The 23,557-nt window shown below is 50.2% G+C and carries 20 protein-coding genes, 1 pseudogene and 1 riboswitch; of the genes and pseudogenes, 10 read left to right on the top strand and 11 right to left on the bottom strand.

The window, feature by feature from the left end:
• Positions 1 to 78: 78 nt before the first annotated feature.
• A pseudogene (locus tag B5F87_RS21590) lies at positions 79 to 1,014 on the bottom strand (hypothetical protein); the annotation flags it as partial.
• 133 nt (positions 1,015 to 1,147) lie between these two features.
• Entirely contained in the window at positions 1,148 to 2,140 is a 993-nt protein-coding gene (locus tag B5F87_RS21405; RefSeq protein ID WP_242964355.1) for a hypothetical protein, read from the bottom strand.
• Positions 2,141 to 2,414: 274 nt separating this feature from the next.
• Positions 2,415 to 2,498: riboswitch (cyclic di-GMP riboswitch) on the bottom strand.
• Positions 2,499 to 2,861: 363 nt separating this feature from the next.
• Here B5F87_RS21405 and B5F87_RS08985 point away from each other — a divergent pair.
• From B5F87_RS08985 to B5F87_RS09000, 4 genes are read left to right on the top strand one after another with little or no spacing between them, the layout of a single operon-like run.
• A complete protein-coding gene (locus B5F87_RS08985; RefSeq protein WP_087279990.1) occupies positions 2,862 to 3,434 on the top strand; it encodes a 2-oxoacid:acceptor oxidoreductase family protein in 573 nt (190 codons plus the stop codon).
• Positions 3,434 to 3,739 carry a 4Fe-4S binding protein gene (locus tag B5F87_RS08990; RefSeq protein WP_087279993.1) on the top strand — a complete coding sequence of 102 codons (306 nt, stop codon included), beginning with the start codon at positions 3,434 to 3,436 and terminating at the stop codon, positions 3,737 to 3,739. The genes B5F87_RS08985 and B5F87_RS08990 overlap by 1 nt, the downstream gene beginning before the upstream one ends.
• 1 nt (position 3,740) lies before the next feature.
• Positions 3,741 to 4,922, top strand: a complete 1,182-nt coding sequence (gene porA, locus B5F87_RS08995; protein WP_087279996.1) for a pyruvate ferredoxin oxidoreductase — start codon at positions 3,741 to 3,743, stop codon at positions 4,920 to 4,922.
• Positions 4,923 to 4,934: 12 nt separating this feature from the next.
• Positions 4,935 to 5,864 (top strand): thiamine pyrophosphate-dependent enzyme, encoded by a 930-nt coding sequence (locus tag B5F87_RS09000; RefSeq protein WP_087279998.1) that lies wholly within the window; start codon positions 4,935 to 4,937, stop codon positions 5,862 to 5,864.
• A 133-nt stretch (positions 5,865 to 5,997) separates the two neighbouring features.
• On the opposite strand, the gene B5F87_RS09005 is transcribed toward B5F87_RS09000, so the two are convergent.
• From B5F87_RS09005 to nifS, 3 genes are all read right to left on the bottom strand, one after another.
• Complete coding sequence (locus B5F87_RS09005; RefSeq protein WP_275532335.1) at positions 5,998 to 6,765, bottom strand: YoaK family protein; 768 nt, start codon at positions 6,763 to 6,765, stop codon at positions 5,998 to 6,000.
• 140 nt (positions 6,766 to 6,905) lie between these two features.
• Positions 6,906 to 7,331 (bottom strand): Fe-S cluster assembly scaffold protein NifU, encoded by a 426-nt coding sequence (gene nifU / locus B5F87_RS09010; protein ID WP_087280001.1) that lies wholly within the window; start codon positions 7,329 to 7,331, stop codon positions 6,906 to 6,908.
• Positions 7,321 to 8,508, bottom strand: a complete 1,188-nt coding sequence (gene nifS, locus B5F87_RS09015; RefSeq protein ID WP_087280004.1) for a cysteine desulfurase NifS — start codon at positions 8,506 to 8,508, stop codon at positions 7,321 to 7,323. The genes nifU and nifS overlap by 11 nt, the downstream gene beginning before the upstream one ends.
• 530 nt (positions 8,509 to 9,038) lie before the next feature.
• Here nifS and B5F87_RS09020 point away from each other — a divergent pair.
• Entirely contained in the window at positions 9,039 to 9,260 is a 222-nt protein-coding gene (locus tag B5F87_RS09020; protein WP_087280007.1) for a hypothetical protein, read from the top strand.
• Between the two features lie 75 nt (positions 9,261 to 9,335).
• Here B5F87_RS09020 and B5F87_RS09025 read toward each other — a convergent pair whose 3' ends face one another.
• The 5 genes from B5F87_RS09025 to B5F87_RS09045 form a co-directional block, all read right to left on the bottom strand.
• Positions 9,336 to 9,746: an Rrf2 family transcriptional regulator gene (locus B5F87_RS09025; protein ID WP_087280010.1), complete on the bottom strand. Its 411-nt coding sequence runs from the start codon at positions 9,744 to 9,746 to the stop codon at positions 9,336 to 9,338.
• 4 nt (positions 9,747 to 9,750) lie between these two features.
• Entirely contained in the window at positions 9,751 to 10,305 is a 555-nt protein-coding gene (locus tag B5F87_RS09030) for a phosphatase PAP2 family protein (RefSeq protein WP_087280013.1), read from the bottom strand.
• 125 nt (positions 10,306 to 10,430) lie between these two features.
• Complete coding sequence (carB, locus tag B5F87_RS09035; protein ID WP_087280137.1) at positions 10,431 to 13,655, bottom strand: carbamoyl-phosphate synthase large subunit; 3,225 nt, start codon at positions 13,653 to 13,655, stop codon at positions 10,431 to 10,433.
• 251 nt (positions 13,656 to 13,906) lie between these two features.
• A complete protein-coding gene (locus B5F87_RS09040; RefSeq protein WP_087280016.1) occupies positions 13,907 to 14,380 on the bottom strand; it encodes a YbaK/EbsC family protein in 474 nt (157 codons plus the stop codon).
• Positions 14,340 to 15,812 carry an O-antigen ligase family protein gene (locus tag B5F87_RS09045; RefSeq protein ID WP_143405241.1) on the bottom strand — a complete coding sequence of 491 codons (1,473 nt, stop codon included), beginning with the start codon at positions 15,810 to 15,812 and terminating at the stop codon, positions 14,340 to 14,342. Before B5F87_RS09045 ends, B5F87_RS09040 begins: the two co-directional genes overlap by 41 nt.
• A 311-nt stretch (positions 15,813 to 16,123) precedes the next feature.
• On the opposite strand from B5F87_RS09045, the gene B5F87_RS09050 reads away from it, so the two are divergent.
• Both B5F87_RS09050 and B5F87_RS09055 read left to right on the top strand, forming a co-directional pair.
• A complete protein-coding gene (locus B5F87_RS09050) occupies positions 16,124 to 16,966 on the top strand; it encodes an acyltransferase family protein (protein WP_087280022.1) in 843 nt (280 codons plus the stop codon).
• A 16-nt stretch (positions 16,967 to 16,982) separates the two neighbouring features.
• On the top strand, positions 16,983 to 18,857 hold the full coding sequence (locus B5F87_RS09055) for a CDP-glycerol glycerophosphotransferase family protein (RefSeq protein WP_158097003.1): 1,875 nt from the start codon (positions 16,983 to 16,985) through the stop codon (positions 18,855 to 18,857).
• Positions 18,858 to 19,044: 187 nt separating this feature from the next.
• Here B5F87_RS09055 and B5F87_RS09060 read toward each other — a convergent pair whose 3' ends face one another.
• Complete coding sequence (locus B5F87_RS09060) at positions 19,045 to 20,088, bottom strand: type II CAAX endopeptidase family protein (protein ID WP_204246063.1); 1,044 nt, start codon at positions 20,086 to 20,088, stop codon at positions 19,045 to 19,047.
• A 369-nt stretch (positions 20,089 to 20,457) separates the two neighbouring features.
• Between B5F87_RS09060 and nadA the strand changes: the two genes are divergently transcribed.
• The 3 genes from nadA to nadC are packed head-to-tail and all read left to right on the top strand — an operon-like array spanning position 20,458 to position 23,545.
• Positions 20,458 to 21,372 (top strand): quinolinate synthase NadA, encoded by a 915-nt coding sequence (gene nadA, locus B5F87_RS09065; RefSeq protein WP_087280031.1) that lies wholly within the window; start codon positions 20,458 to 20,460, stop codon positions 21,370 to 21,372.
• A gap of 51 nt (positions 21,373 to 21,423) precedes the next feature.
• Positions 21,424 to 22,614 (top strand): L-aspartate oxidase, encoded by a 1,191-nt coding sequence (locus B5F87_RS09070; RefSeq protein ID WP_087280034.1) that lies wholly within the window; start codon positions 21,424 to 21,426, stop codon positions 22,612 to 22,614.
• Positions 22,615 to 22,669: 55 nt separating this feature from the next.
• Entirely contained in the window at positions 22,670 to 23,545 is an 876-nt protein-coding gene (nadC, locus tag B5F87_RS09075) for a carboxylating nicotinate-nucleotide diphosphorylase (protein ID WP_087280037.1), read from the top strand.
• The last annotated feature ends 12 nt before the right edge of the window (positions 23,546 to 23,557 follow it).

Below are 23,557 nucleotides of genomic sequence, written 5' to 3' on the forward strand. Positions count from 1 at the left end.
TTCCGCTGTTTCCGCCGCCGGCTCCGCACCGCCGTCCTCCTGCCCGTCTTCCGGGTCAAGCGCCCTCAGAGCAGCGTCATAAAAAATGTCCCGCGGTGCGATGTGCTCCGTCCATAAACTGTAGGTCAGCACCGCCTGATTGACAAACATTTCAAGACCGTCCACGGTTTTGGCCCCGCAGTCCTCCGCCTGTTTTAAAAAGGTGGTCTTTCGCGGGGAAAGCGCCATATCACACACGATCATATGGCTGCGGATGCCCGAGCACTCTGTGCCGGACTTTATAGCGCCATCGTCTTCAGCCGGAAGCTGGTGCTGGTCTTCCCCGGGAGCCGGGGAGTCCTGTTCCTCTTCCGCCCGCAGCTTCTCTTCCGGCTGCGGCCCGGCTTCTTCCAGCTGCTTAGCTTCCGCCCGCAATACAATATCTGTATCTTCTGGTATCCGCGTTGCTTCACCCTCCGCCCGGAAAATATACGATGCTTCCGTCCGGGTGTGTTCGGTGAGCAGCCGGGCAAGCGTCTGGCCCTGCTCTTCATCTTTGCCTGTGATATATATCCTGCTGATTCCGGAAAGTGCCGCTTCCACAGCGGCTGCCCGGGCGTCATCTCCCGTCCCCAGTATGGTAAGAGTCTTCCCGGTAAGGAAAACGCCTTTTTCCATGAGAGAGGTGACAAATCCCTTGCCTCCGGTGTTCTCTCCCATAAGCCTTCCATCCAGGCAAAACACCGCGTCTGCCTGGCCGGTGAGCCGGGCTGCGGCAGACAGCTCATCCAGACAGGAAAGCACATCCGCTCTGTGCACAGGCGCCAGATACGCTCCCCTGATGCCCAAACACCGGACAGCATCCATCGCTCTTTTCAGCCCGCCCTCCTTTATGGAAAAGGCAGCATGCCGGAAAGGAAGCTCCTGCGCCCGGAATCCGGCTTCCATCATGACTCCCATGAGAGTGCCTTCGACGCTCTCCTTCTCTTCATCCCCAAGAAAACAAGTCAAATCCGTTCTGTAAGTTTTCTCCATTCTTCTGCCTCCATCTCACCGCATGAAAATATTCTTTCCTATTATACTGAAATCAGTAAATGAATGTCAAATTTTTCCCACATATATTAAAAAGCCGGGAGAACAATCCTCCCGGCTTCTGGTAAAGTCTCTGTTAATTTTGATTCCAAATCGGACCGTAGGCCAGCTTCAGCTTATTGATCTGCTGCGATGTTACGTTAGAGAGTGCGCTCACAATAGCCTGATAGGTCTTTGGACGGCTCTTCTGCAGTGCCGATGCATTTAATGTATAATCTTTGAAAGACTCTGCAAAATACTCAGAGGCATTCTGTGTCACATAATTTGTATTGGTGCCTGCGTATTTCCCTTTTTCTTCATTATAGATAGAGGCAAAATCCGATCTCTTATCCACATTGCCTGCAACGAATGCAAGGAAATGTCCCATCTCATGATAAATGGTATCTCCCGATTTTCTCAAAATAATAGACTGATTTCTCGCATTAAAATATCCTGAATAGGATACTGTCGGATCGATGGTTACCGTGAATCCCAATGTCGTATACGCATTCATGAGCGTGCCGTTGAGCCTAGGAGCCAGCGTCTTGATATCCGCCGTTGTTGCTCCGGCGTCAGCGCTGTTCTGGGAAGCAGACTGTGTCTGCACATTGCCCGCCGCCTGTACGCTGACCTTCTTCGTCGTTGTAATCTTTGTGATGATCACTTTTTTCCTGGAATTCTTTTTGAACTTCTGTCTTTTCACCGTCACCACCGTCGTTTCAGTTACAACAACATTCGAACCATTTTTTTGAGTATCTGTAGAATTCTTCGTCTTTGTGGACTTCTTGGTGCGGGTCTTCTTAGACGGTTTCTTCAGCATCACTGTCTTTTTCTTGGTTTTGGTGTCAGTAGTCACCTTCGGCTCGCCGCCTAAAGGCACTTCCTCACCGCCAATGATCACAGTCTCTCCCTCATGATCGACGAATGTGGTAAGCTCCGGCACATTCGTCGTATGTATATGCCATGTGTAGGCACCGCCGGCAGCAAGCATGACCACCGTGCACAATATGGCTGCTTTTCCTGCAAAAGTAAGTCTTTTCTTTCCTGTAGTATTTTCTTTTAAATTATCATTTCTGTTTTTTCTCATCATACACATCCTCCCCTGTCTGGGTGCATCAGACTCTTCCGATTCATGGTGTCCTGTGAAGAATAAAGAGTTCTGTCCGTCAGAACTCTCGCGCCGAGCGCGGTCGCTTTAGCGACAAAGTTCTTTGCGCGCGAGTGTGCATCCCGCCCGGAGGGCTTCTGTATTATAGGAATTCCAACGAAAATTCCTATAATATAGAAAAACCGCTTATACAGGTATATAAGCGGTCGCCAAATTACAGAATCATCTAAATATCTGATACACATTGTAAAATAAATGCGGCAACCGGCTGTCATAGTCAGAAGACCTTAGACCCGTGGCTTTGCGTCCCCGTCTTTCGGCGGGTTTGCCTTTGAAATTTTATGAATCAAGTATAATATGTCTAAGATTGTTTGTCAACCCGTTTTCGGCCCTTTTTTATACATTATACGGAGCTTTTTATATATTTTCTCTTCACAAAAACAATGAATAATGATATAATCGAATTCGTTGTGAATTTTCATAAAGTAATTCCTGCACGAGGAAAAATGTATTCTCTTCAAGAAGGCATACAGCGTACTTATTCCGCGAGCGGGACTCTTTTTTTAATCATTTTTATCCGCACAGCACGGACATTCGTTTTTCTACAGCATACAGTCCGTGAATATCCCTGCGGACATGCTGTTTTCATATATTATATTTACAGCGTTACATTTACATACCTGAACATAGAATGGAGGATATCATGAAAGATTTAATCGAAATCCGGTGGCACGGCCGGGGCGGTCAGGGTGCAAAAACCGCGGCTCTGCTCCTTGCCGACGTCGCTTTCAACACGGGAATGTACGTGCAGGGCTTCCCGGAATACGGCCCGGAGCGTATGGGCGCGCCTATCACCGCCTATAACCGTTTAAGCTCCGATATTATCCGGGTTCATTCCAACATTTACGACCCGGATTACGTAGTCGTGGTGGATGAGACCCTGCTGGATTCTGTCCACGTGACCGACGGTCTCAAAAAAGACGGCGCCATCGTCATCAACACCGCCCGTCCGAAGGAGGAGATTCTTCCTCATCTTCACGGATACGAAGGAAAGGTGTACACCATCGACGCCCGTCGGATTTCTATAGAAGCGCTGGGACAGTATTTCCCGAATTCTCCGATGCTGGCAGCCATCGTGAAGGTCAGCGGCATCATGGAGGAGGAACGTTTCTTAGAGGAAATGCGCAAGTCCTACGCGCATAAGTTTGCATCAAAGCCGGAAGTGATCGAGGGAAACATGAAAGCTCTCTCACTGGCTTTACAGGAGGTTAAGTAATGGCATCAGATATCAGCAAATTAGGTTTGGATGTGAAATGGCAGGACCTCACTCTGGGCTGTACTGTCGTTGGAAGCTGCACCGCCGCCGAGTTCAATACCGGAGAATGGCGGACAGACACGCCAAAGTTCATCGAAGAAAAATGTAAACAGTGTCTCCTCTGCGCGCCGGCCTGCCCGGACAGCGCCATCCCGATTGTTAATGGCAAACGGGGAGATTTTGATTTTGACCACTGCAAGGGATGCGGCATCTGCGTGAAAGCCTGTCCTTTCGACGCCATCGTCATGTTAAAGGGGGTAAGATAACATGGGTATCAAAGAACGTTTATCCGGAAATGAAGCGGTTGCCACCGCCATGCGCCAGATCAATCCCGACGTCATGCCGGCATACCCGATCACTCCTTCCACAGAGATTCCGCAGTATTTCACCAGCTTTGTGGCCAACGGACAGGTGGACACCGAGTTCATACCGGTGGAGAGCGAGCACAGCGCCATGAGCGCCTGCATCGGTTCCGAGGCGGCCGGCGCAAGAACCATCACCGCCACCTCATCCTGCGGTCTGGCCCTCATGTGGGAGGTCTTAAATGTGGCTGCCTCCGACCGGCTCCCGATCTGTCTGGCCCTTGTAAACCGCGCCCTCTCCGGCCCGATCAACATCAACTGCGATCATTCCGACGCCATGGGCGCGAGAAACACCGGATGGATTCAGATTTTTGCCGAGAACAATCAGGAAGCCTACGACAACATGATTCAGGCATACCGCATCGCCGAACACAAAGACGTGATGCTTCCGATCATGATCTGCCAGGACGGTTTCATCACCAGCCACGCCGTGGAAAACATCGAACTTCTGGAAGATGACGTGGTGAAAAACTTCGTGGGCGAATATGAGCCGGAACATTACCTTTTAAAGGACGGCGAAGCCATCGCTTACGGCCCTTACGCCGTGACCAACTACGTCATGGAAGCCCGCCGGGCACAGATGCAGGGTCTCCGCAACGCCAAACAGGTTGCCCTCGATGTGGCGGAAGAATTTGCCGGCATCTCCGGCAGAAAATACGGCCTGTTTGAAGAGTATAAGCTGGAGGACGCCGACTACGCCATGGTCCTGATCGGCTCCGCAGCAGGAACCGCCAAGGACACCGTAGATCAGCTCCGGGAGCAGGGCGTCAAAGCAGGCATCCTGAAGATCCGACTCTTCCGTCCATTTCCGGCTGAGGAGATCGCCGAGGCGCTCTCCCATGTGAAATACCTGGCCATCATGGACCGGACCGAGGATTTCAACACCAACTGCGGCCCTCTCGGAGCAGAGATCAAATCCGCCCTTTACAATAAAAATCTCCATCCGGCAGTAATCAACTACTGTTACGGTCTCGGCGGCCGGGATGTGACGGTGGAGAGCCTCACATCCGTGTTCAATGACCTGATGCAGATTGAGAAAACCGGCGACACCGGCGAGACTTACCGGTATTTATCTGTCAGAGAATAGGAGGAACACATCATGGCTTATAATTTAAAACAGACATTAAATAAAGAAGAACGTTTATCTCCCGGTCACAGAATGTGTGCCGGCTGCGGCGCCACCATCGCCGTAAGAAATGTACTCCGTGGTCTCCATGACGGCGACGAGGCTGTCATCACCTGCGCCACCAGCTGTCTGGAGGTTTCCTCCTTCATGTACCCGTACACCGCATGGAAGGATTCCTTCATCCACGACGCCTTCGAGAATGCCGGCGCCACCTGCAGCGGCGTGGAGGCTGCCTACCGCGCTCTGCGTAAAAAAGGCAAAGTCAAAAACACCCACAAGTTCATCGCCTTCGGAGGCGACGGCGGTACATACGACATCGGTTTTCAGTCCCTCTCCGGCGCCATGGAACGAAACCACGACATGGTTTACGTCTGCTATGACAACGAGGCGTATATGAATACCGGTATCCAGCGTTCCTCCGCCACTCCGCTCTACGCGGACACTACCACCACCCCTGTGGGCACAGATTCGGAAGGTAAGAATCAGAACCGCAAGGATCTGGCTCAGGTCATCGCCGCCCACAACATTCCATACGTGGCACAGACCACCTTTGTGAAGAACTTCAAGGACATCCACGTAAAATCAGAGAAAGCCATCTACACCCCGGGCGCTGCCTTTTTAAATGTGCTGGCCCCATGTCCGCGCGGCTGGCGCTACGAGATGTCCGACATCCTTGAGATCTGCCAGCTGGCTGTGGACACCTGCTTCTGGCCGCTCTTCGAGGTCATCGACGGCGAATGGATTCTCAACTACGAGCCTAAGAAAAAGCTTCCAATCGAAGATTTCCTCCGTCCGCAGGGTCGTTTCAAACACCTGTTTAAGCCGGGTAAGGAGCACCTCATCGCCGACATTCAGGCAGAAGTGGACCGCCGCTGGGACGAGCTTCTAAAACGGGCAAAATAAATCTGTTTATAATAAATAAAAAAGGACCAACCCTCTGGTATATTTCCTTCCGGGCAGACAGTTTCAATCTTCTGACTATCTGCCCGGAAAAAACATATCATTGTGGTTGGTCCTTTATACATTTTTGCTGCGTCTACTCTGATCCTATTTTCTCTGATTCCATCCTGCTGCCCGCAAACATCATGAGAAAGGCAATCATAAGCAGGAAGGAAGATACAATAATCGCGGTTTTTCCCTGCCATCGAATCACCTGATTGCCGATGACAGCGCCAATTACAAAAAACACGATAATTCCGTAGTAGAGAATTCCTTTTTTAAGATGTTTCTTCTCCCTTTTTTCCACAAATTCACAAAAATGCTGCGTTCCGTTGCGCAGATTTCCGATACACATGGTAGTAGCAATACCGTTGCCGTGTATTTTGCGGAAGCTCTCCACCTGCATGCCGCAGGCAAAAGATGTCAGCGCATTAGCCAGAAAGTTCTGATTCAGCGGTATAAAAGCCACCAGCAGCAAAATCAGTGCTTCCAGAAACACCGTCATCTGCCTCCAGTGCAGCAGGCTTTTATCCTTCATGCCAAACCGGATAAATTCCGCGATGGCGATCCCCAGCGCAAAGGCGGTGACCGGCAGCGCATACCCTGCCGCCTCTCTCCATTGTCCTGAAGAAAGATTCACTCCAAGCAGAAGCATATTTCCCGTCTGGGCATTGGCAAACACTCCTCCCCGGCAGATGTAGGAATACGCATCCATAAATCCTCCGCTCAACGCCAGAAGAATACCAAGCTTCAGCGTCTCCGAGGTCTGGATTTCCTTTCTCTGCAGAGAATGATTCTCCACATGCCATACATTTTCTCCAGCAGAACCTTTATTTTCTTTTCTGTTCAGCATTTCGCCACTCATATCCCGGCCCTTTCCTTTCGTCTTCTGTACATTTCTCTGAAACCCTTCCTAATTATAATACGCTTCAAAGAAATGTAAAGAGGAAATGTCGGGGACGGCTTTATATTATGGCAATGCGGGGACTGCCGCAGCGGCGCCGATTATTCGTGGCAGTGCGGACATTCGCCTTCCGCAAACAGCGCGGCGTCATAGGAAATGTTGTTTCTGTCGTAATAATCTTTTACAGCTGCCTTTACCGCTTCTTCCGCCAGTACGGAACAGTGGATCTTGTGAGTCGGCAGTCCATCCAGTGCCTCCACCACCGCCTGGTTGGACAGCTCCAGCGCATCTTCCACAGATTTTCCTTTGATCATCTCCGTGGCCATGGAGCTGGTGGCGATGGCTGAGCCGCAGCCAAATGTATTGAACTTCACATCGGTGATGATACCGTCGTCCACCTTGATATACATTTTCATGATATCTCCACACTTTGCGTTGCCTACCTCGCCGACGCCGTCGGCGTTCTCCATTTTTCCCAGATTTCTCGGATGCTGAAAATGATCCATCACTTTTTCACTATATAACATGTTCTTTTTCTCCTTTCTCCAAAGCCTCCCACACCGGGGACATGTCGCGCAGATATTCCACAACCTCCCGGACGGCATCTATGATATAGTACATTTCTTCTTTTGTATTTTCTTCACTCAGGGACAATCGCAGTGAGCCGTGGGCCACCTCGTGGGGCAGTCCCAGCGCCAGAAGTACGTGGCTCGGATCGAGAGAACCTGACGTGCAGGCGCTTCCCGAAGAAGCGGCAACGCCCTTATTATCAAGAAGAAGCAGGAGGGATTCTCCCTCAATTCCCTCGAAGCAGAAATTCACATTTCCCGGAAGACGCCTTTTTGCATCGCCGTTTAGTCTGGCGTGAGGAATCTTCGATAATCCTTCGATGAGAATGTCCCTCAGGCTGCTCACCTTCTCTTCCGCAGCTGCCATGTGTGAAACCGCTTCTTTCAAAGCGGCTGCCATCCCTGCAATGGCCGGCAGATTCTCTGTTCCAGGTCTCCGCCCTCGTTCCTGGGCGCCTCCCTCGATGAGATTAAACAGCGGCACGCCCTTGCGCACATACAGCACTCCGATTCCTCTCGGCCCGTGGAACTTATGAGCCGACAAAGACAGCATATCTATATTCTGCTCCCGCACGTTGATCGGAACATGTCCCACCGCCTGTACGGCGTCCGTATGAAAAATCACTTTTTTCTCCCGGCAGATTGCCGCGATCTCACTGATCGGCTGAAGAGTGCCGATTTCATTGTTGGCGTACATGATGGTCACCAGAGCAGTATCCTCCCGAATGGCCTGACGGACATCTTCCGGACGGACGATGCCGTCCTCTCCCACATCAAGGAGAGTGATCTCGAAGCCTTCTTTTTCCAGCCGCTGCAGCGTATGCAGCACCGCATGATGTTCAATTGCGGAAGAAATGATATGCTTCTTTCCTTTTTTCTCCCCGAAAGCTGCTGCGGAATAAATCGCCTGGTTATCTGCCTCCGTCCCTCCCGAGGTGAAATAAATCTCCCGGAAGTCGGCGCCGAGAACCTGTGCGATATCCTCTCTCGCCTTCTGCATAGCCTCCGCCGCCTTCTGTCCGGCACTGTGAAGGCTTGACGGATTCCCGTAAACCTCCGTCATACATTTATTCATAACATCCATGGCTACAGGATTGATCTTCGTTGTTGCCGCGTTATCAGCATAAATATACATTTTATCTCCCTCATTTCCTTTTTTATTTATTATGGCAAATGTTCTGCGTTTTATTATTAATTCCTATCTCTATACTACGGATTATAAGTTTTAATTCCTATTTTGTCAATAGGAATATAGACAACATTTTCTCCAGAATCATTTTTTTCACCAAAAATCGAGAAATGTATAGCATTATTTTATTTTTTATGATAATATAAAACTGCAATTGATGCAGGGATTCCTATAAGGACTTCCTCCTGTTTTTACGATCATTCAGGAAAGGGGGAACGTCAGATCTCGCCGGAAGACCTGGCGGCCACGGCCGTCCATTCACAGTACAAGGCCGACGATGACATTCTCCACGAACAGGAACGCGATGTCTCCAAATACTGGGAGAAACAAAAGATCCATATGGCGCTCTTCAGCATGGAAAATCAGACCACCGTATAATACAGCACGTAGATGAAGTCTTAAAACTATTATCAGTCATGACCGGAGACAAGAGATATACCAGACTCTTCTCTCCCGGCCCGAAGGAGGGGATAACAATGTGTGATGTCGCGGAGAGATTAGAACAGAGAGGAATAAAGCGCGGCATAGAGCAAGGTATTGAGTTGGGTATTGAGCAAGGCATTGAATTAACCTTATATAGTCTGACCGCCAATGGGAAACTCTCCATTTCCGATGCTTCCGAGGAGCTGCATCAAACAGAGGAAGAATTTCTCACCGGGATGAAGAATGCAGGATACGAACTGCCTGATACAAAGTAAATACACGATTTTCCAAAACGCCCCCTCTGAGATAATATTGTCAGAGGGGGCTTCATTTTTCCTTAAAAAGTCTTCTCACACCTTCCCCTCCAGCAGATCCTTCAGGGTAACTCCTGCCAGGTATTGTCCGATCATCTCATCGAGTTTCTTCCAGAGAGGCAGCGTAATACATTCTCCCGCCCGCTCACAGCATTCATTTTCTATCTCCGGGCAGTTTACAGGCGCCAGGGTCTTTTCTGTCAGTTTCAGGATGGAACCCACAGAATATTCTTCCGGCTGGTGTTTCAGCCGGTATCCGCCCTTTTTTCCCCGGCCGCTTATGAGCATGCCTCCTTTATTTAAGGTGCTGACAATGAGTTCCAGGTATTTCATGGAGATTTCCTGTCTCTCGGCGATATCTTTCAGGGAAATCAGTTCTCCGTTGTCATGCTGCGCCAGGTCAATCATGACCCGCAGCGCGTATCTTCCTCTGGACGATATAATCATGTTATCACCCTTCTTCCTTAATCTTTTTTCTTAAAATATAACGCTGATTTCCCCAGCAGACAACCGCGCAGCTGAGCAGTCCCACCAAAAATCCTCCCAGGACGTCGCTGGGGTAGTGTACTCCCACATACAGGCGGGAAAATGCAATGAGTATTGCAAGAATCAATGCCGGCAGCCCTTTATTTCCCGGAAGTATTTTCCACAGAACAAGGGCACAGGCAAAAGAGGCACAAGTATGTCCTGAAGGGAAGGAAAAATCATGCTGTTTTTCCACCAGAAGAATAATATCGGGTACCGCCTCGTAAGGACGTATCCTTGCCACCACAGGTTTCAGAAATGCATTTGTGAGCAGCGCTCCTATCCCCATGGACAGAAGGCTTAAAATTCCTGCTTTTCTGGTTGATTTTATAAACAGCAGCAAGACTGCCAAAGCCAGCCAGAACCAGCCTCCATTTCCAAGAAAAGTGACAGCCTTCCAAAAAGGTGTCCAGATGTCTGCCCGGAGGTTTTCCTGTATCCACAGCAGAATCGATGCATCTATATTTTGCAGCCATGTCATAGCGCCGCCTCCTTTCATGTAATTACAGGAAAAGGGTATCGCGTCACGCAATACCCTTTTCTTTTTGTCAATTTGTTCTATGTTTTACATTTTCAGTATAATCTGTTCATTCAATACGAGGCTAGTTATTTATCCGTAATCTCTGCATGGTAATCCTGTAAGGATTCCACTTCGCTGCTGCTGTGTTTTTTCACATAATGGATTCCTTCCACTGCTGCTTTGGCTGCTGCAATGGTTGTATAATATGGCACTCTCGCTTTAATAGCCGCTTTACGCAGGTAGCTGTCGTCGTTGACGCTGTCTTTTCCAACCGGAGAGTTGACAATGATGTCAATCTTTCCGTTGGTGATCAGGTCATAGATGTTCGGACGGCCTTCGGAGAGCTTCTTCACCTGCTCTGCCTGGATACCAGCCTCTTTGATCAGATCACAGGTGTGCTTGGTGGACAGGATACGGAATCCATTGTCCGCAAACATTCTCGCCACATCCACAACCTCGTCTTTATCTTTCCTGTTCACAGAAATGAGAACGGTGCCGGACAGCGGAGGTTTTGCCTGCACTGCTTCCTGTGCCTTGAAGAAGGCTTCACCGTAGGAGTGGGATAAACCAAGGACCTCACCGGTGGAACGCATTTCCGGTCCGAGAACCGGATCGACTTCCTGGAACATATTGAACGGGAATGCCGCTTCCTTCACGCCATAGTATGGAATATTCTTTTCCTTCAGGGAAGGAATCGGGGACGGTTTTCCTGTGATCTCTGACGTGATGATTTCCGTTGCCAGAGGTACCATCCGGATATTACATACCTTGGATACCAGCGGTACGGTACGGGACGCTCTCGGGTTGGCCTCCAGCACGTATACTTTATCATTCTCGATGGCATACTGCATGTTCATCAGACCTTTGACGTGCATTTCTTCCGCAATCTTACGTGTGTATTCCTTAATGATCTCCACATTTTTATCGGAAATGTGTACTGATGGAAGGATACATGCAGAATCACCGGAATGCACGCCGGCCAGCTCGATGTGCTCCATAACCGCCGGAACGAAAGCGTGGGTGCCGTCGCTGATGGCGTCCGCCTCACATTCCATGGCATGATTCAGGAAACGGTCGATGAGAATCGGACGATCCGGTGTCACTCCAACAGCAGCTTCCATGTAGCCAACCATAGCTTCTTTATCGTAAACGACTTCCATGCCACGGCCACCCAGCACGTAGGAAGGACGAACCATAACCGGATAACCGATTCTGTCCGCTGCGGCAAGGGCTTCCTCCACAGTGGATGCCATACCGGATTCCGGCATAGGAATCTCCAGCTTCTCCATCATGGCGCGGAACTGATCTCTGTCCTCTGCCAGGTCGATGACAGACGGAGAGGTACCAAGAATCTTCACGCCGTTCTTCTCCAGATCTGCCGCCAGATTCAGCGGTGTCTGGCCGCCGAACTGAGCAATCACGCCCAGCGGTTTTTCCTTTTTGTAAATGCTCAGTACATCTTCCAGTGTGAGCGGCTCAAAATAAAGCTTGTCGGATGTATCGTAGTCTGTGGATACAGTCTCCGGATTACAGTTGACGATAATGGTCTCAAATCCCATTTTCTTCAATGCCTGGGAAGCGTGAACACAGCAGTAGTCAAACTCGATACCCTGACCGATTCGGTTCGGACCTCCGCCGAGGATCATGATCTTCGGCTTGTCGCTGGATACCGGATTCTTGTCCGGTGCATTGTAGGTGGAGTAATAATAAGCGCTGTCCGGTGTTCCGCTCACGTGAACGCCTTCCCATGCTTCCTCTACGCCGAGGGCAATTCTGCGGTTCCGGATATCGTCTTCCGGAATCTCCAGAATCTGGCTCAGATATTTATCAGAGAATCCATCTTTCTTGGCAGCTGTCAGCATAGCGTCGGACGGAAGGCTTCCCTTGCAGGCAGCAAGCGCTTCCTCTTCCTCCACCAGCTCTTTCATCTGCTCGATGAAATAATGTTTTACTTTGGTAAGCTCAAAGATCTCGTCCACAGTGGCGCCCTTTCTCAGAGCTTCATACATAACAAAATATCTCTCGCTGGACGGAGAAACGAGCTTCTGCAGAAGCTGTTCTTTTGTCATGGTATCAAAATTCTTCGCATGGCCGAGACCGTACTGTCCGATCTCCAGACTGCGGATGGCTTTCTGGAACGCCTCTTTGAAGTTCTTTCCAATGCTCATAACTTCGCCCACGGCACGCATCTGGGTTCCCAGCTTATCCTCCACGCCTTTGAACTTCTCAAACGCCCAGCGGGCGAACTTGATCACCACATAGTCGCCGTCCGGCACATATTTATCAAGAGTTCCGTACTTGCCGCACGGGATATCCTTCAAAGTAAGTCCCGTTGCCAGCATGGCGGATACCAGAGCGATCGGGAATCCGGTCGCCTTGGAAGCCAGGGCGGAAGAGCGGGAAGTACGCGGGTTAATCTCGATAACGACGATACGGTCAGATACCGGGTCATGGGCGAACTGTACATTTGTTCCGCCGATAACCTGTACGGATTCCACGATCTTATACGCCTGCTCCTGCATGCGCTTCTGACATTCCTCGGAAATGGTCAGCATCGGCGCAGAACAGAAGGAATCACCTGTGTGCACGCCCAGCGGATCGATGTTCTCGATAAAGCAGACAGTGATCATGTTGCCTTCCATATCGCGGACAACCTCAAGCTCCAGCTCTTCCCAGCCAAGAATAGACTCTTCCACCAGCACCTGTCCCACAAGACTGGCCTGCAGTCCTCTTGCCATGACTGTCTTCAGTTCTTCTTTATTATAAACCAGACCGCCGCCGGCGCCGCCCATAGTATAGGCAGGACGGAGAACCACCGGATAACCGAGCTTCTCAGCGATGGCAAGACCGTCCTCCACACTGTAGGCAACCTCGCTTCTGGCCATCTCGATGCCCAGCTTGTTCATGGTCTTCTTAAACTCGATGCGGTCCTCGCCGCGCTCAATAGCGTCTACCTGCACGCCGATTACCTGCACGTTATATTTATCCAGAATTCCTTTTTTATATAATTCCTCACAAAGATTCAGTCCGGACTGACCGCCCAGATTCGGCAGGAGGGCATCAGGACGCTCCTTTTTGATAATCTGCTCCAAACGCTCCGCATTTAACGGCTCAATGTAAGTCACATCTGCGGTCTCCGGGTCAGTCATGATAGTTGCCGGATTGGAATTGACCAGGACAATCTCATAGCCCAGCTTGCGCAGCGCCTTACATGCCTGTGTACCGGAATAATCGAACTCACAGGCCTGTCCGATCACGATCGGACCTGAGCCGATAATTAATACCTTATGAATATCTGTTCTCTTTGGCATAAATTCACCCTCCTGTTGATTTTTAAGTGCATCACGGATGGCAGCTCCCCAGGCGCTTCTTTCATCACCTGCTGAAACCATTTTCCATCCCATAACTTCATATCTGATAAAATATTATATCTGAAAATGGAAAAATCACAAGTCATTTTACCCGATTGATGCATTTTGTGGCATTTTATACAAAAATAAATAAAGATTCTTCTCAAAAAGGATTATTTCGTTATACGCTGCAAAAGTCTCCCTTTTCTGCCCTACTGTTCCGGCAGCTTACACACATCCACCCACTGCTCATATCCCGAGTATTTCTCCAGATCCTCCATGCTCATCTCTATGGCACTGTTACTGCTGCCACAGGCCGGAAACACCGTCTCAAACCGTTTCAGTGATTCATCCAGATACACCTTCACGCCGTCATTGATGCCAAACGGGCAGACGCCTCCCACGGCGTGTCCCACCAGTGTTTCCACTTCGTCCGGCGAGAGCATTTTGGCCTTCGTGCCAAACTGCGCCTTGTACTTTGCGTTGTTTACCTTGGCGTCTCCCGCCGCCACAATGAGAATCGCGTCCTCTCCCACCTTAAAAGACAGCGTCTTGGCAATTCTCTTCGGTTCGCAGTGAAGAGCCTGCGCCGCCAGCTCCACCGTGGCGCTGGATACGTCAAACTCCAGAATCCGGTCTTCCATGTTATATTGTTTCAGATACTCTCTTGCTCTTTCTATGGACATATTGTGTTCTTCCTTCCTGTCTGATTATTATATCCGGGCTATCCGGCGCTTTTGCCGCCTCCGCGCTGGTTGCTTCCGAAATTCCCCGGTCATCCTGAGGTTCGCCTCCGGCGCCGCTGACTGCCGCCTCCTTCTTCCGCGCTCCCACATCCAGGAAGAAGATTGTATAGAAGAAAAATACCATCAGCGTCCAGCCGGAATTCATCACGGCGTAATCCATCATCATGGACATGAGAAGGGCTCCCCAGATACCCAGCGTAAAGAAGGAGAACTTCTTCTCCAGCGAGTACACGATGATGAGTACAAAGAAGATGATAAAGCAGACGCCCACCGGGATGGACAGCCGCAGAATCTCATTGAGGAAAATGTTGTGGCCGTTGTTGGTGGTTACCATGCCTCCCAGTCCTTCCAAGTGAAGTTTCTTGAAGGTAAACCGCAGCCCCAGTCCCTCCGGCCGTTTGAGAATCAAGTCAATGGCGCTCTGCCAGATATAGGTCCGGGAACCGAGGGTCAGAACGGAACGCTCCGCCGCGATCTTCTGAAACGCCATCACACCGGCGCCCAGCACTCCCGCTCCAAACAGCGGGATTACCACGACCTTGATCCAGAGTTTTATTTTCTTAAAGTTCCTGATAAACCAGTCCACGCAGAAGCTGACCAGAATCAGTCCGCCGCCAACTATGGCCGTATTTACATGGGAAATGTACAGGCCTGCCAGAAGCACGGCGATACTCAGCGCCAGAGTCACCCTGTTGATAAACTTCTTCCGGTGCACCAGAACAAACGCCAGGCTGAGCAGCAGCATGAGGGCATACTGGGATTTGTGATAATAAATCCACTCAAACCTCTTTTCTCCATAGAAAGTCTGCGGCAGCATCAGCTGAAACTTAAAATCATACCAGTACACAGAAGCGTATCCCTGCAGATATACAAGGATACCAATCAGATTGGAGATGACGATACTCCGGTTGGCAAACTCAATGATGTGATGCCGGTCAAACCACTCCTGGTTTCTGCCGCACATCAGCAGCAGAAAGAATCCGAAGCTGATGACGCAGTTCACGCCCTGCCACTTCCACTGGATGGAATCCATCATCAGATAATAGAAGAAAACGTAACAGCACATCACAAAAAGAAACTTTATACAAAAGACCAGGTTCTCTCTGTTCCAGCGCTTCTGCCAGATCGTCGCGATCCCATAGAACAGCAGAAAAATAACAGCCACGGCATTTACCAGAAGAAACTCCTGATAATACTGCGGATGTCTGCTGCCCTCCATGGTCGTACTGATGGGACAAAACAGCGCCACGATCAGCATGATTTTCAGCACTACAGAAGCGGCAGTATCCAGATAATCTTCTTTATTTAAACTATGACTGCCTGTTCTCCAGAACTTTCGCCCCGGAGCTTTTCCATTAAGAGTATTCATCATAAACCTCCTGCTTCTCTCTTCCGTCATTTATCTTTGTAAACAGATGGAAAAACTTCCATCATTCCGGCAATCTGCCATTTTGCTATTGCTGATTATATCCCACTTTTACGGAAATGTCTAATGAAGATACCACATTTATCGGGCGCACCGCTGCATTTTCTTCAAATTATCCTCTTTTTCCACGGAAACCCTCTTGTAAAATCATTTTTCTGTTGCTAAACTTAATAAAAAGATTTTACTTTTTTTACCCGCATTTTTTACAATGGACTTAACTTTTACAGCAATCACTCAGACATAAAGGAGACAGAAATATGCAGCTTTCCAAGAACGATTCTCTGGCACTGAAAGGCATTGCCATATTGATGATGTATGTGCATCATTTCTATCTGAGTCCGGACCGCTGGGCCGGCTATGCCGTCGACTTTTTTCCGCTGACGGCGGATATGACCGTCTATATCGCAGAATTTTTCAAAACCTGCGTCTGTATATTCGTATTCATCACCGGTTACGGCATGATCCAGTCCCTGAAGAAAAATCATCCGGATTTAAACGTATCCCCTCAGGACACGCTGTCCTACACCCGGCACCGGCTGATTTCGCTACTTTCCAACTTCATCTTCGTCTATCTGCTGGTCATCATCGTAAGTTTTCCTACCGGCAGATTTTTTGAGATCTACGGACGTTCCGGCTCCTCCGTTCTCTACGTGCTCGTGGACATGTTCGGTCTGGCGAAGCTGTTCAAGACCCCTACCTACGTGGGAACCTGGTGGTATATGAGCCTGGCCATCGTTCTGATCGTGCTGTTCCCGCTGTTTGTGAAACTGTACCGGCAGTACCGGTGGATCTTTGTATTCGCCGTGATGCTGCTGCCGCGCTTTTTAAATCTCAAGGTTGCCAACACCAACCTGCTCCATTACACCTTCGCCATGGTTCTCGGCATGTACTGCGCCCAGAGCGACCTTTTTACTCGCTGGAAAACGTGGGAGGACACACGCCTGAAAAAGATACCCCGGCCCGTGCTCTTCCTGTTTCACCTGCTGATTCTGGCCGCGCTGGTCATCACGGTACTGATGTCCATGGCAATTGAATTTCTAAAAAAGAAACTGCATTTTTACAGCTTCATCAATAAACTAGAGAGAAACAATCCTTCGTGATTGTATGGAGGCCCCTATGACTTTTTACACGCGCATTGACGACAACACCCTCGTTGTGACCAAAAGCACGGAAGATTCCTCCGCTGCCGTCTGGACGAAAAATCTTCCGGATCTTACTTTGAATACTCTGGAAGACACTTTCTTATCCACCGACGCGGAAAATAAATACAGACTCTTCCTCTGGCAGCCAGTGGACCAGAACATTTTGATGGTATTTTCCAAGGCTGGATCTGTCAAATGTATCCTGGCCGATGAAAATGCGGCTCACCTTCGTCTCATAGAGAGAATAAATGAAGCCGTCTCTGTCTCCCTTAACAGAAACGGCCTGGATATCCGCTGGGCCGGCGGCATCGTCAATCCCATGGACGTGCAGATTTCCGATGCCGCAGTGAACATCGGGAACCGACTGACGCAGCCGTTCAATCTGCCTGTTTTTCCAGAAAAAAGTGCAAAAAATGTCAGCCGGGAAGCGTGCATGCACCATTTTCATTTCAGTCTTCAGGATTTGATGGAAAGCCGCACGGAGATTCACTCCCGGATCACCATTTCCCTTCATATCAACGGATATGAGGTGACCTATCCCATGAAAATCAAGGCGGCTCCGGAGGCGGACGGCCCGTACCGGCACGTGCCTGTCACAAGCTTCTACGCGGACCAGCGCGCCGTTCAGCTGAAATATTCGCCCAACGGAAATATCATCTTCATCTGCCGGCCCATGGCAAAAATCGAGTACAGCCGCCGGTTCCGCTTCTGGGAGAGCACCCTTGTCTCCGGCGCACTCTATCATCTGGGACGCTTTTTCAAACACCGCTCCCCGAAGAAAATCGCTCTATTTTACGAGAAATTCTGCGAAAAAGCCGAGGAGGGAACCTGGGAGATCTTTCAGGAGGCGGAACAAAAGAATCCGGGCCACGCTTACTTTCTCATCAACCGGGATTCCGCCGATTATGAACGGCTCAAAGAGAATCCCCGGGTGGTGCCGCAGTTTTCCGCCAAATATTACTGGCTCCTGTTCCGGGCTTCCTCGTACATATCCACAGAGGCTCCGACACATTTGAGCGTGCTGCGCTCTAACAACCGGTATTTCCGAAAGTCCATTGCCGACAATGCCTTTATTTTTCTTCAGCACGGCATCACCTATCTGAAATGCCAGGGCAAAAATTCCACCTTTGTATATGGAAGGGAAGCCGCGCCATCCTACATCATCGTGGACAGCGAGAAAGAGAAAAATGTCATTGCCCGGATGCTCATGCTGACTCCCGACCGCATCCTGAAAACCGGCATGGCCATTTTCAGCAAAATCCCTTACCGGCATCTGACCCAGGCCTCCCCGGATATCGCGGTCATCATGCTGACCTGGAAGCCCTACGAGGATGCCGCGGAAGACTTTACCCAGACCAGCTACTACAAAAACACGATGGGCATTTATGAGATTCTCCGGCGGTATCTTCCCGCCGATCATATCAAAATCGTGATTCATCCGAAGACCAACGGTCATCTGGAAAACACATCTCTGGCCTCCTCCATCTGGACGCAGCCCATTTCCGAGGTGCTGGGCATCGCCAAGCTGCTGATCACGGACTATTCTTCCGTCTGCTACAACAGCTTCTACCAGGGCGGCGGCGTGGTCTTCTTCCAGGAAGATCTGGAATTATACGAGAAAGAAAACGGAAAACTGATTCCGGCGGACGATGAATACATCGGAAGACGCGCCTTTTCCTTTGAGGAACTGGAAGCTGTTCTGGAAGACGGATTCCAGGACGGGAGCATTCTTCTTGATTACTTCCGCACCGAAGAATTTGAACGGCGGTATCAGACCATCAATGAATTTTCCGACGGCAAAAATATCGAGCGCATCTGCGACAGCCTCCGGGAACTGGAACTGATGTAGAACATACAAAAAGCTGCCGCGGGCCTGCCGGGTCTTTGCGAAGCATTTTCTGCCTTCCACATTCAGGCGCATGGATGCTTCACAAAACCGGCTCCCGCAGCAGCTCTTTTATTGTATTATTTTATATTTTCTGACAGAGTTCTCTGACAATGTTTCCACCGTCCACTCACCAACCGCCTTCTTCTTTTTACAGCTCTCCACCTTCTCCGGCATCCTTTTTCTTAAATTCTTTAGCAAACAGGAATCCGCCAAAGCAGATTACATTCAGTATCAGACCAAACAGCACGCCGGCCCATGTCACCTGCTGGTTCTGCAGGATATCAGCCGAATAATCAGCGGAAAGCACCGGAATCAGGTTATTATTCAGAAAATGTACAATAACCGGGACCCAGATATTGTTGGTCTTCATATACGCATAGGCCAGGAAAATCCCCAGGAAAATACAGGTTACCTGCTGGGATACCGCCATGATGATTCCCATGTCCGGGGTTGTATAATAGAAGAAATCAATCGGCAGATGCCACAGTCCCCACACAACTCCGAGCACAATCACACCGCCCCGCAGGCCAAACTTTCTCTGCAGATACGGCTGCATATAATATCTCCATCCGTATTCCTCCCCAAAGAAAGCGATAAACACAAGGAAGAAGTTCGGAATCATCGCCGCAAGGTTAATCCAGGTATACGGACTGGCTAATGTTTGCGCGATGTCTGAAAGCTGGCCGCTCAGCGCGTAAGATACCACTGTCCGAAGTATATAAATCACCAGAAACAGCACGATGCAGAATACGGAAGTCCCTGTCTTCTTCCAGCGCAGTCCTCCGCTCTCCCGCTTCTCCTTACCGGAAACCCCCAGCGCGATCCAGCCGACAATACTTCCGATGATGATCGCAACCTGTGAGATGAGCGTCCACATGGAGACAGGCGCCTCTGCTGTTCCCAGGGTTGGAAGCGCCACAAAAACGGAAATAAGTGCCATCGCCGCCATGATCATCGCCAGCACAAAAAACGTCGCATAGAAACCTTTTGGATAGTTCTGCTCTTTCTTTCCTGTGATCAGATAGGCCAGCGCCACGCCGGCCGCCGGATACATCATCTGAGCATTTGGGAAAACACTGACATCCATGGCAGATGCATTACCATACCACATAAACAATCCCATCACATACGTAAGCCCGTAGGCAATCAGCAGGAAAATAGTAAACTGCCGTTTCTCAGTCTGTGAATACATAATCTTCTCATATCCTCCTTTTCCAGACGCCTTCTCACGCGTCCTTTTTCTCTCTCAGTCTATAACACCAGAATACTTCCGTCAATATAAATAAATTGTTGCGATATTTTTGTCCTGCATAAGCTCCTTCTCCCTGACACAGCATTTGTTACTGTTCATGCAGTGGTCAGTATTTTACTTTTATTTACATTTTTCTTTACATATGTCTTGTCACCTGCAAAAACACGTGGTATACTCTTAAAGATTTCAGCGGAAAAAGCGAGGCGCAGCAAGCGTGCGCCAAAGAACGACAACGCTGCAGGTAAAACGCAGGCCAGTCATTCCGTGCGAATCATACCGTACATTTACAGCTATTATGGAGAAGGAATTATGAATACAAAAAAAGAAAGAATCCAGCAGTTAAAAGAAGAAAAAAACGCCGTTATTCTGGCGCATTACTATGCACCTCCGGAGGTGCAGGAAGTTGCCGATTATATCGGAGACTCCTTTTATCTGAGCAAGCTGGCGGTGCAGCTTACGAACCCGGTTCTCGTGTTCTGCGGCGTCTCCTTCATGGGAGAGAGCGCCAAGCTTCTGAATCCGGAGAAGACCGTTCTCATGCCGGACGCCACCGCCGACTGCCCGATGGCGCACATGGTGGACAAAGCGGTCATCGACGCTGCCAGGGAACAGTACGAGGATCTGGCCGTGGTCTGCTACATCAACTCCACCGCGCAGATCAAATCCTGGTCCGACGTATGTGTGACTTCCGCCAACGCGGTAAAGATTGTCCGCAATCTGCCAAATAAGAACATACTGTTTATCCCGGACCGCAACCTGGGACATTTTGTGGCTGAGCAGGTGCCGGAGAAACATTTCCTCTATAATGAAGGCTACTGCCCGAGACACGAGTTCATGTCTGCCGATGAAGTCCGCGAACTGAAAGAAGCTCACCCGCAGGCACAGGTTCTCGTTCATCCGGAATGTAACGGGCAGATTCTCGACCTGGCCGATTACATCGGCTCCACCAGCGGCATCATTAACTACGCCGGAGAACATACCGAATGTTCCGAGTTTATCATCGGCACCGTGTCCGGCGTCGTCTACAAGCTCAGCGAAAAACGCCCGGACGCCCGATTCTACTTCCCAAAGACACGGCCGTCCTGCCCGGACATGGAGCAGATTACTCTCGATCAGGTCATCCACGTTCTGACAACGGGAGAAAATGAGGTGGCCATGCCGCCGGAAACGCTGGCACAGCAGGCCGAACAGGCGCTTTCCAATATGCTTAAGCTGGCCAAATAGAGAGCCGCACAGCCCGGCAGACCAAATAATTTACAATGGAGAACACTACTTATGAAACATTTATACTTTGACGCGGCCATCGCCGGCTGCGGCGTTGCAGGGCTCTACACTGCCCTCCACCTGCCTTCCGACAAGAAAATACTGCTTTTGTCCAAGGGCAGCCTTTCCACCTGCGATTCCATGCTGGCCCAGGGCGGCATCTGCGTCCTCCGGGATGACGATGATTACGATTCCTACTTTGAGGATACCATGCGGGCCGGCCATTACGAGAATCGCCGGGAGAGCGTCGATATCATGATCCGGGGCAGCCGTGCCGTCATTGATCATCTGCTCCGTCTGGGCGTCCGTTTCGCCAAAAATCCGGACGGATCCCTTCTCTACACAAAGGAAGGCGCTCACTCCCGGCCCCGCATCTGTTTTCACGAAGATGTGACCGGGCAGGAAATCACCACCGTCCTCCTGCGCACCGTGCAGGCTCTTTCCAATGTCACCATCATGGAATACACCACCATGACCGACATTCTGGTGGAAGACGGACAGTGTACCGGCATGACTGCCGAGACGGCTGACGGAGAAACGCTGCAGATCCACAGCAAAGATACTATTTTTGCCACCGGCGGCATCGGAGGCCTTTACAAACATTCCACCAATTATCCGATTCTCACCGGAGACGGCTGCCGCATCGCAGAAAAACACGGCGTAGCACTGGAACATATGGACTACGTGCAGATTCATCCCACCAGCTTTTACAGCGAAGAACCGGGGCGCCAGTTCCTGATCTCCGAATCAGCCCGGGGGGAGGGCGCCATTCTTTTAAATCATAAGGGAGAACGCTTTACCAACGAGCTGGAGCCGCGGGACGTAGTTTCCGCCGCCATCGAAAAAGAAATGAAGAAAGAAAATGTGGACCATGAGTTTCTTTCCTTTGAAAATGTACCGAAGGAAACGATTCTCGAACATTTTCCACATATTTATGAATACTGCCTGGAACACGGGTATGATATATTGAAGGAACCGATTCCTATCGTCCCGGCACAGCATTATTTTATGGGCGGTATCCACGTGGACAGCAACTCCGCCACCACCATGCCCCATCTCTACGCCGTGGGCGAGACAAGCTGCAACGGCGTCCACGGAAGGAACCGGCTGGCCAGCAACAGCCTGCTGGAAAGCCTGGTATTTGCCAAGCGGGCGGCGCAGCATATCGCAGAAAATGACAGCACGGCATATCGCGAAAAATGATAGCACAACATATCGCAGAAAATGATACATCTTTTTAATAGAAAGGAACAGTCACATGAATCCAATTACCCTTCGGCTGGTTGCCGATAAATATATTAAAATCGCACTGGAAGAAGACATCAACAGCGAGGACGTTTCCACCAACGCCGTGATGCCGGAATATAAAAAAGGCGAGGTTTATCTCTTTGCCAAGGAAGACGGCATCATCGCCGGTCTGCAGATCTTCGAGCGGGTATTTAAGCTGCTGGACGAGAACACAGAGGTCACCTTCATCGAGACCAACGGAAGAACCATCCAGGACGGCGACCGGGTGGAAGAAGGACAGGCGCTTGCCGTTGTAACCGGCGACATCCGCGTCCTGTTATCCGGTGAGCGCACGGCCCTCAACTATCTGCAGCGGTTAAGCGGCATCGCCACCTACACCCGTCATCTGGCCGATATGTTAAAGGGCAGCAAAACAAAGCTTCTCGACACCCGCAAGACCTCCCCGGGCATGCGCATTTTTGAAAAATACGCCGTCCGCATCGGCGGCGGATGCAATCACCGCTACAACCTGTCCGATGGCGTTCTCTTAAAAGACAATCACATCGACGCTGCCGGCGGCGTTAAGGAAGCCATCGAGGCCGCCAGATCCTACGCTCCTTTCGTTCGCAAGATCGAAGTGGAGACAGAAGATCTCGATATGGTCCGGGAAGCTGTGGAAGCCGGCGCCGACATCATTATGCTCGACAACATGAGTCCGGAAATGATGGCAGAGGCGATCCGCATCATCGACGGCAGAGCCGAGACGGAATGTTCCGGCAACATCACCAAAGAAAACATCGAAACCATCACCTCCCTGGGTGTTGATTACATTTCCAGCGGCGCCCTGACCCACTCCGCGCCGATTCTCGACATCAGTCTGAAACACCTGCGGGTACTGGATGAATAAAGATATCTGAAC

This window comes from Eubacterium sp. An3 (genome assembly GCF_002159465.1).
In the GTDB taxonomy this organism is placed as follows: domain Bacteria; phylum Bacillota; class Clostridia; order Lachnospirales; family Lachnospiraceae; genus Anaerobutyricum; species Anaerobutyricum stercoris.

Bases quoted from the DNA above. Each gene is read 5' to 3' on its own strand.
- B5F87_RS09020 (WP_087280007.1), top strand. From the start codon at position 9,039: ATGTGTGATGTCGCGGAGAGATTAGAACAGAGAGGAATAAAGCGCGGC.
- B5F87_RS09000 (WP_087279998.1), top strand. From the start codon at position 4,935: ATGGCTTATAATTTAAAACAGACATTAAATAAAGAAGAACGTTTATCT.
- B5F87_RS09025 (WP_087280010.1), bottom strand. From the start codon at position 9,746: ATGATTATATCGTCCAGAGGAAGATACGCGCTGCGGGTCATGATTGAC.
- B5F87_RS09060 (WP_204246063.1), bottom strand. From the start codon at position 20,088: ATGTATTCACAGACTGAGAAACGGCAGTTTACTATTTTCCTGCTGATT.
- porA (WP_087279996.1), top strand. From the start codon at position 3,741: ATGGGTATCAAAGAACGTTTATCCGGAAATGAAGCGGTTGCCACCGCC.
- B5F87_RS08985 (WP_087279990.1), top strand. From the start codon at position 2,862: ATGAAAGATTTAATCGAAATCCGGTGGCACGGCCGGGGCGGTCAGGGT.
- B5F87_RS09045 (WP_143405241.1), bottom strand. From the start codon at position 15,812: ATGATGAATACTCTTAATGGAAAAGCTCCGGGGCGAAAGTTCTGGAGA.
- nifS (WP_087280004.1), bottom strand. From the start codon at position 8,508: ATGTATATTTATGCTGATAACGCGGCAACAACGAAGATCAATCCTGTA.
- B5F87_RS09050 (WP_087280022.1), top strand. From the start codon at position 16,124: ATGCAGCTTTCCAAGAACGATTCTCTGGCACTGAAAGGCATTGCCATA.
- B5F87_RS09040 (WP_087280016.1), bottom strand. From the start codon at position 14,380: ATGTCCATAGAAAGAGCAAGAGAGTATCTGAAACAATATAACATGGAA.
- B5F87_RS09030 (WP_087280013.1), bottom strand. From the start codon at position 10,305: ATGACATGGCTGCAAAATATAGATGCATCGATTCTGCTGTGGATACAG.
- B5F87_RS08990 (WP_087279993.1), top strand. From the start codon at position 3,434: ATGGCATCAGATATCAGCAAATTAGGTTTGGATGTGAAATGGCAGGAC.
- B5F87_RS21405 (WP_242964355.1), bottom strand. From the start codon at position 2,140: ATGATGAGAAAAAACAGAAATGATAATTTAAAAGAAAATACTACAGGA.
- nifU (WP_087280001.1), bottom strand. From the start codon at position 7,331: ATGTTATATAGTGAAAAAGTGATGGATCATTTTCAGCATCCGAGAAAT.
- B5F87_RS09070 (WP_087280034.1), top strand. From the start codon at position 21,424: ATGAAACATTTATACTTTGACGCGGCCATCGCCGGCTGCGGCGTTGCA.
- carB (WP_087280137.1), bottom strand. From the start codon at position 13,655: ATGCCAAAGAGAACAGATATTCATAAGGTATTAATTATCGGCTCAGGT.
- B5F87_RS09055 (WP_158097003.1), top strand. From the start codon at position 16,983: ATGACTTTTTACACGCGCATTGACGACAACACCCTCGTTGTGACCAAA.
- nadA (WP_087280031.1), top strand. From the start codon at position 20,458: ATGAATACAAAAAAAGAAAGAATCCAGCAGTTAAAAGAAGAAAAAAAC.
- B5F87_RS09005 (WP_275532335.1), bottom strand. From the start codon at position 6,765: ATGAGTGGCGAAATGCTGAACAGAAAAGAAAATAAAGGTTCTGCTGGA.
- nadC (WP_087280037.1), top strand. From the start codon at position 22,670: ATGAATCCAATTACCCTTCGGCTGGTTGCCGATAAATATATTAAAATC.